Raw genomic sequence first — 6,998 nt, 5'->3', positions numbered from 1 at the left:
ACTAGCGCTGTGTAACCACTTAGGAAGTGGTAAGCCGCTTGTTCTTTAGTAAGAACAGAAACTGGAGGAAGAACACCGGTCATATCGCACGTCAGGAAGATAACGGCTTTTGGCTCGCCACCTTTGTTTTCTAGAACGCGCTTTTCAACGTGCTCTAGAGGGTATGCACAACGACCGTTTTCAGTCAGGCTAGTATCAGCATAATCAGCAACACGATGTTCATCGTCCATCATTACGTTTTCAACGATCGCGCCGAAACGGATCGCATCCCAAATGATTGGCTCATTCTTTTGCGAAAGATCGATGGTTTTTGCGTAGCAGCCGCCTTCGATATTGAATACTGTTCCTTTGCCCCAGCCATGTTCGTCATCACCAATAAGGTAACGCTCAGGATCTGCAGATAAAGTTGTTTTACCAGTGCCTGAAAGCCCAAAGAACAAAGCCGTATCGCCATCTTTACCAATGTTTGCAGAGCAGTGCATCGGCAGAACGCCATTTTGCGGCGCATGAAAGTTGAACAATGAGAAAACAGATTTTTTGATTTCGCCAGCATAAGCTGTACCGCAAATGAGCACCATATTGCGGCTGAAATCCAACAGAATTGCTGTTTCTGATCGTGTGCCATGCCGTTCAGGGTCCGCTTTAAAACTTGGCAAATGAACAATGGTCACACTTGCGTCGAAATTGCCCAAGGCATTAAGCGCAGGGCGGATCAACAAGTTGCGAATGAACAATGCATGCCAAGCGTTCTCGGTGAACACTTCAACATTCAATTGTTGTGACACGTCAGCCCCAGCATACAACTGCTGCACAAACAAATCTTTGTCTTTTGTTGCAGCAAGCAGGTCTGAAAGCAGCAGGTCAAACTTTTCAGTTGAGGTCGCTTTTGCATTGTCCCACCAAACGGTGTCATGGGTTAGCGCATCATCAACAATAAATTTGTCTTGGGCAGAACGACCAGTATGCTGACCTGTGTCAGCAACCAATGCGCCGTCAGCGCTGAAGATAACTTCTTCGCGCTTAATTGCATGAGACGCCAAAACAGGTGCCTTATCATTGTAAGAAAGCGACTTTGCGTTCGCTTGTATGGTCTGATTAATTTCCCGCCGTGTGATGGTGCTCATCGGGCTGATCCTGCTGTCTTTAGTGAAAAATGCCGCCAGAAGGAGTAATTTCCCTCTTTCGGTCAAAAGAACCTAAGCTCTTGGATGCGGTTTTTCCATCTGGCGATAGGTCGTACGACCTTTGTCTAATCCGGTTAAATAGCTAAAATATATGGTAAATTTTAGCATTTTTCCTTCCTGATCGATTTATAGAGCTTGTGCACAAACCCACTAAGCAATGTTTGGTTTTCTCAACTAGTTTCCTTGGCGGACACAATTTGTGCGCAATTCTTTGAGCAATGAGACGGGCAATATTGATTTTCACCCTGTACCAATCATATAAGGTGAGGCCGAAAGGAATAAATATGCCAAAGATCGCGCTTGTAGATGATGACCAGAATATTCTCGCCTCGGTTTCAATGACCTTGCAGGCAGAAGGCTATCACGTCAGCACCTACACCGACGGGGCCTCAGGTCTTGAAGGGCTAACTTCTGATATGCCAGACTTGGCCATCTTGGATATTAAGATGCCGCGCATGGATGGTATGGAGCTGTTGCGTCGACTGCGTCAAAAATCCGATATCCCGGTCATTTTCCTCACCTCAAAAGATGATGAGATTGACGAGCTTTTTGGCTTAAAAATGGGCGCGGACGATTTTATCACCAAGCCATTCTCTCAGCGACTGCTTGTTGAGCGGGTGAAAGCTATTTTGCGGCGCGCCCAAGCGCGGCCCGAAGGTAGCGCACAATCAACTGATGGCACACCGTCCAAGTCCGTGCTTGAGCGTGGGCGTTTGACAATGGACCAAGAGCGACACACCAGCACCTGGGACGCAAAAAACGTCACATTGACAGTGACCGAGTTTTTGATCCTCTTCGCCCTGGCGCAACGACCCGGCGTCGTTAAGAGCCGCGATAGCTTAATGGATGCGGCATATGATGATCAGGTGTACGTCGATGATCGCACGATCGATAGCCATATCAAGCGATTGCGCAAAAAGTTCCGTGTTGTTGACAAGGAATTTGACATGATCGAAACATTGTATGGCGTTGGTTATCGCTTTAAGGAGCAATAAGCGTTTTGACCCCAGAGAGTGCATCTTCGCATTCCAAAACCAACAAGCACCAAAAGCCGCAAGGCGCGGCCAACGGTGAACGTGTGTCTGGGCGACCTCGTTCCAAAATCTCAGCTTTTGTGCGTTCAATTCAACGTGTGTTTGGGTACACAGTATTCTCTTCCCTGACGCGACGCATAGTGGTGCTTAACCTTGCCGCCCTTGCCGCGCTCGTTATTGCCATTTTATATTTGAACCAATGGCGCGCTGGGCTTATCGATGCGCGCGTGGTCAGTCTGCGTGTACAAGGCGAAATTATCGCCGGTGCCATCGCTGCCTCAGCAACAGTAGATTCGGATGTGATCACTGTTGATCCCGATAAGTTCTTACAGCTGCAAGGCGAAGACCCCAATTCGACACTTAGCTTCTTCGACCAGTCGCTAGAGTTCCCCATCAACCCTGAGCGCGTCGCCCCCTTGTTGCGCAATCTTATCACGCCAACGGGAACGCGCGCGCGCATTTATGATCGATCAGGATTGTTGATCCTTGATAGTGATAATATCTACGCTCGCGGGGAAGTTCTGCGTCAAATTTCGCCAGCAACGGATGCAGAATCATTGTTTTTTGTTGATTGGTGGAACAGGTTTTTCCGCAGGCTAAGGGCCGGTGAGTTCCCACGCTACCAAGAATACTCGGGCGCAGACGGGGCAAAATACCCCGAAGTGAGAACCGCCTTGTCAGGCGCTACCGCATCCATTGTGCGCGTTGATGTGAACGATAGGTTGTTGGTATCAGTTGCTGTGCCCGTGCGGCGATTAAAAACCAATGTGGGGGTGCTCTTGCTTTCAACAGCACCCGGCGACATTGACCATGTGGTGGAAAAAGAGCGTTGGAATGTATTTAAGATCTTTTTGATCGCTGCCTCGGTGACCACCATCATGTCATTATTGTTGGCGGGCACAATCGCTGGTCCCATGCGCCGCCTGTCCGCCGCCGCGCAGCGGGTGCGCTCTTCAATGACCGCGCGTGAGGAAATTCCGGACTATACAGACCGGCCAGACGAGATTGGGCATTTGTCTGGCTCTTTGCGTGATATGACCAACGCGCTTTACAATCGGATTGAAGCCATTGAAAGTTTTGCCGCGGACGTGGCGCACGAACTCAAGAACCCGCTAACGTCCTTACGCAGCGCGGTGGAAACCTTGCCCGTCGTCAAAAATGATGAAGACCGTTTAAGGCTCACTTCAATCATTCAGCATGACGTTCGGCGCCTTGATCGGTTGATAACGGATATTTCCAAAGCCTCGCGTTTGGATGCTGAGTTGGCGCGAGAAGAAATTGGCAAAGTCAATATTTCTGGTTTGGTGGCAACAATCGCTGAAATTCAATCTGAAACCGCAGCCAAGCGCTCCGTGACAATTGAACTCACAGACCACCTAAAAGAAAATCAGCAAATTGTTCCAGGACACGAGGGGCGTTTGGCGCAGGTCGTCACAAATCTCATCGACAATGCTGTTTCCTTTTCCCCCGAAGGCGCTATTGTTGAAATTGCGCTAGAGCGCGCGGGCAAAGTGGTGAACATTATTGTGAAAGACCAAGGGCGCGGCATTCGCGGCGAGGCAGAGCAAATCTTCAAGCGGTTTTACACTGATCGCCCCACCAGTGATGGCTTTGGCAATCATTCTGGATTGGGCCTGTCAATTTCGCAACAAATTGTTGAGGCTCACCGCGGTACAATACAGGCTCAAAACAGAACCGATCGATCAGGGGCGGAATTTATCGTTCGTCTCCCAACAACGACTTAGAGGCCAATTATGTCAAAAGAACCAGAAAACGTCTTCGGAACCGGCATCACATATGATGGATACGGTATATTGTTACGTGGTCAGTCCGGGGCGGGAAAATCTTTGTTGGCGCTTGATCTGTTGGATCGCGCGGAGAACTTTAACAAAGAAGCATTTTTGATTTCCGATGATCGCGTGCTGCTGCATGTGGATGGTGATGATGTCATGTGCAGCTCGCCTCCCCAAATTGCAGGCCAAATTGAATTGCGTGGGTGTGGGGTCATTGAGCGGCCAACAACAGATCAAACCAAAATTCACCTGGTGATAGATCTTGTGGGTGAATTGGACCGTATGCCTGAAAATGAAGAGTTTGAAACAGAACTCTTAGGCGTGAAGGTTGCACGGTGTCCCGTGCCTGTTCGCTCCCTCATTGACAGTGTTCACCAAAGGTTGCTGGTCACAGAGGCGATCAAACGTGTGATGAAAGCGGACGCAAGTTAGTTGGAGTTGGGCCCGCACTAATGCAGGTCTTTCACTTTAGACTTGCATGTGGCTTCGATCGCCGTAAAAAATAGCAAAGAACAATAAAGGCGAAAAACTCGCCTATTGAGGAGCGTCATATATGATTGGCATGGTTTTGGTGACACATGGCAAACTTGCGGATGAGTTTCGTTCCGCGCTTGAACATGTGGTTGGGCCCCAAGAACAATGCGAGGCTGTAAGCATTGGGCCCGATGATGACATGGAAATGCGCCGGCAAGATATTTTGGACGCGGTACACAGTGTGGACAGTGGCGAAGGTGTGGTTATTCTCACCGACATGTTTGGCGGTACACCGTCAAATCTTGCGATTTCAGTAATGGAAAATCGTGAAGTGGACGTTATTGCAGGGGTAAACTTGCCCATGCTGGTTAAATTGGCCCGAGTGCGCCCCGACATGAAAATGCGCGACGCAGTGCACGAAGCTCAAGATGCTGGCCGCAAATACATAAATGTGGCCAATGATGTGTTGGGCGGCGTTTAGGACCTTACCATGCCGCACTCCTGTCATCCTGAAAAAGAACTAGGACAGCGCCTAACAATTGTAAACCAGCGAGGTCTGCATGCGCGGGCCTCTGCTCGATTTGCGCGCACGGCCGAATGCTTCAACGCTGAAATTTCAGTGACACGCGATGGGGTGACGGTAGGCGCATCCTCGATCATGGGGTTGATGATGTTGGGCGCAGGGCCAGGCTCAACCGTTTTGGTCCGCGCCAAAGGCGTACAGGCACGCGAGGCGCTAGAGGCGATCGCGGCTCTGATTGAATCGGGTTTTGACGAAGACACCGACGGTGTCAAAGAAAAACAGGCTTAGGTTGGGCCAAACGATCAAATCTCGCAGTGGGTTTTGTCGTTACAGCCGCAAAGGTGGGAGGCGAAAATGCGAACACCATTTTTGCTAGTGGGGGCCTTGGCGGGCGGCATAACTGCCTCCCAATACCCTGAATACGCGCAACAATATCATCAGCGGCTTGGCGGCGCAGTGGCCGAACTTGGCGTCGTGATTGAAAATTTTGATATTGATGCAGCCAATCAAGGGCTCAGTCGAGAACAAGCGCTGGCCCGCTATAGTGCGTCCAACGATCAGTTTTTGGTTGAGCGCGGCACATCGATTGGCCAATCGATTGCCAGATTTGAAAACCTGAAAGCCCATCAGCAAGCTCTGATTAATGCGGGGCCGGTACAAGAGCTCACCGCTTTCTCCTCTCATCTCGATCCCAAATTGCTCTCTGATACGCTGAGCGCCTATAAACCGGCTGTTCCTGTGACGGCATCGGGCCCCACATTTGCGGGCATTGGCTTGCTGATTGGGTTGGGTCTCTTCAGGCTTGTGTGGGGCATATTCGCTTGGCCTTTTCGACGTCGCGTCCGGATTTCGCGTTAACGCTCTGTTCGGGATATAAGTAATTCTTTATATCTTTATTGAATGGTAAAGGATGAGCGCGTATGAATAGCGCCAAACGGGTTCAATAGGAGACGCAGCATGAGCGCCTTAACACAAGAATATGCGGTAAAAGATCTTTCTCTGGCTCAATGGGGCCGGACCGAAATTGAAATGGCCGAAATTGAAATGCCCGGCCTTATGGCCATTCGCCGCGAGTTCGCCGCAGCACAGCCCTTAAAAGGCGCGCGCATCGCGGGTTCTTTGCATATGACCATTCAAACAGCTGTTTTGATTGAAACATTGGTGGCTTTGGGTGCCGATGTGCGCTGGGCGTCATGCAACATCTTTTCAACTCAAGACCACGCCGCCGCCGCAATTGCTGCTGCAGGCATTCCAGTGTTCGCCCATAAAGGCGAAACGCTTGAAGAATATTGGGACTTTGCAGACCGCATTCTTGATTGGGGCAATGGCGAAACTGCCAATATGATCCTTGATGATGGTGGCGATGCGACCATGTTGGTGCTCACCGGCGCAAAAGCCGAAATTGACCCAACCGTCCTTGATCACCCAAAAAGCGAAGAAGAAGAATATTTCGCTGCGCAAGCCAAGAAGCGTATTGCGGCGAACCCCGGTTTTTACGCCAAAGTGCGCGAAAACTTGCGCGGTGTTTCAGAAGAAACAACAACTGGTGTAATGCGTTTGTATCAATTGGCCGAGCGTGGTGAATTGCCATTCCCTGCGATCAATGTGAACGACAGCGTCACCAAATCAAAGTTCGACAATAAATATGGCTGCCGCGAAAGCTTGGTCGATGCCATCCGTCGCGGTACTGACGTAATGATGGCGGGTAAAGTCGCTATTGTTTGTGGTTATGGCGACGTGGGTAAAGGTTCTGCCCAGTCTTTGGCGGGCGCTGGTGCGCGCGTGTTGGTGACCGAGGTTGACCCCATCTGTGCATTGCAAGCGGCAATGGACGGCTTTGAAGTTGTTACGTTGGAAGATGCAGCACATCGTGCCGACATCGTTGTGTCTTGTACAGGCAACAAAGGTATCGTGACCCTTGATGCAATGCGTAAGCTCAAAGACATGGCAATCGTTTGTAATATTGGTCACTTCGACAACGAGATTGAAG

8 protein-coding genes are annotated in these 6,998 nt (G+C 50.1%); 7 read left to right on the top strand and 1 reads right to left on the bottom strand.

The window, feature by feature from the left end; all coding sequences use genetic code 11:
• On the bottom strand, window positions 1-1,124 hold a 1,124-nt coding region (locus tag Q0231_RS15315), incomplete at its 3' end, for a phosphoenolpyruvate carboxykinase (ATP) (RefSeq protein WP_299348868.1).
• 344 nt (window positions 1,125-1,468) lie between these two features.
• On the opposite strand from Q0231_RS15315, the gene Q0231_RS15310 reads away from it, so the two are divergent.
• The 7 genes from Q0231_RS15310 to Q0231_RS15280 all read left to right on the top strand — a co-directional run.
• Entirely contained in the window at window positions 1,469-2,179 is a 711-nt protein-coding gene (locus Q0231_RS15310) for a response regulator transcription factor (protein ID WP_269393162.1), read from the top strand.
• A 5-nt stretch (window positions 2,180-2,184) separates the two neighbouring features.
• Complete coding sequence (locus Q0231_RS15305) at window positions 2,185-3,963, top strand: stimulus-sensing domain-containing protein (RefSeq protein ID WP_299348865.1); 1,779 nt, start codon at window positions 2,185-2,187, stop codon at window positions 3,961-3,963.
• Window positions 3,964-3,972: 9 nt separating this feature from the next.
• Window positions 3,973-4,443, top strand: a complete 471-nt coding sequence (locus tag Q0231_RS15300) for an HPr kinase/phosphorylase (protein ID WP_269393160.1) — start codon at window positions 3,973-3,975, stop codon at window positions 4,441-4,443.
• Between the two features lie 121 nt (window positions 4,444-4,564).
• Entirely contained in the window at window positions 4,565-4,966 is a 402-nt protein-coding gene (locus tag Q0231_RS15295) for a PTS sugar transporter subunit IIA (RefSeq protein WP_269393159.1), read from the top strand.
• 9 nt (window positions 4,967-4,975) lie between these two features.
• On the top strand, window positions 4,976-5,296 hold the full coding sequence (locus Q0231_RS15290; RefSeq protein WP_269393158.1) for an HPr family phosphocarrier protein: 321 nt from the start codon (window positions 4,976-4,978) through the stop codon (window positions 5,294-5,296).
• A 66-nt stretch (window positions 5,297-5,362) separates the two neighbouring features.
• Window positions 5,363-5,866 carry a DUF2937 family protein gene (locus Q0231_RS15285; RefSeq protein WP_299348859.1) on the top strand — a complete coding sequence of 168 codons (504 nt, stop codon included), beginning with the start codon at window positions 5,363-5,365 and terminating at the stop codon, window positions 5,864-5,866.
• Window positions 5,867-5,965: 99 nt separating this feature from the next.
• The coding region (locus Q0231_RS15280; protein ID WP_299348856.1) for an adenosylhomocysteinase at window positions 5,966-6,998 on the top strand (1,033 nt) is incomplete at its 3' end.

Source organism: uncultured Maritalea sp. (assembly GCF_937139385.1).
GTDB lineage: Bacteria > Pseudomonadota > Alphaproteobacteria > Rhizobiales > Devosiaceae > Maritalea > Maritalea porphyrae_A.
This window is presented reverse-complemented; position numbering and strand designations above follow the sequence as displayed.

Bases quoted from the DNA above. Each gene is read 5' to 3' on its own strand.
- Q0231_RS15310 (WP_269393162.1), top strand. From the start codon at position 1,469: ATGCCAAAGATCGCGCTTGTAGATGATGACCAGAATATTCTCGCCTCG.
- Q0231_RS15300 (WP_269393160.1), top strand. From the start codon at position 3,973: ATGTCAAAAGAACCAGAAAACGTCTTCGGAACCGGCATCACATATGAT.
- Q0231_RS15295 (WP_269393159.1), top strand. From the start codon at position 4,565: ATGATTGGCATGGTTTTGGTGACACATGGCAAACTTGCGGATGAGTTT.
- Q0231_RS15290 (WP_269393158.1), top strand. From the start codon at position 4,976: ATGCCGCACTCCTGTCATCCTGAAAAAGAACTAGGACAGCGCCTAACA.
- Q0231_RS15285 (WP_299348859.1), top strand. From the start codon at position 5,363: ATGCGAACACCATTTTTGCTAGTGGGGGCCTTGGCGGGCGGCATAACT.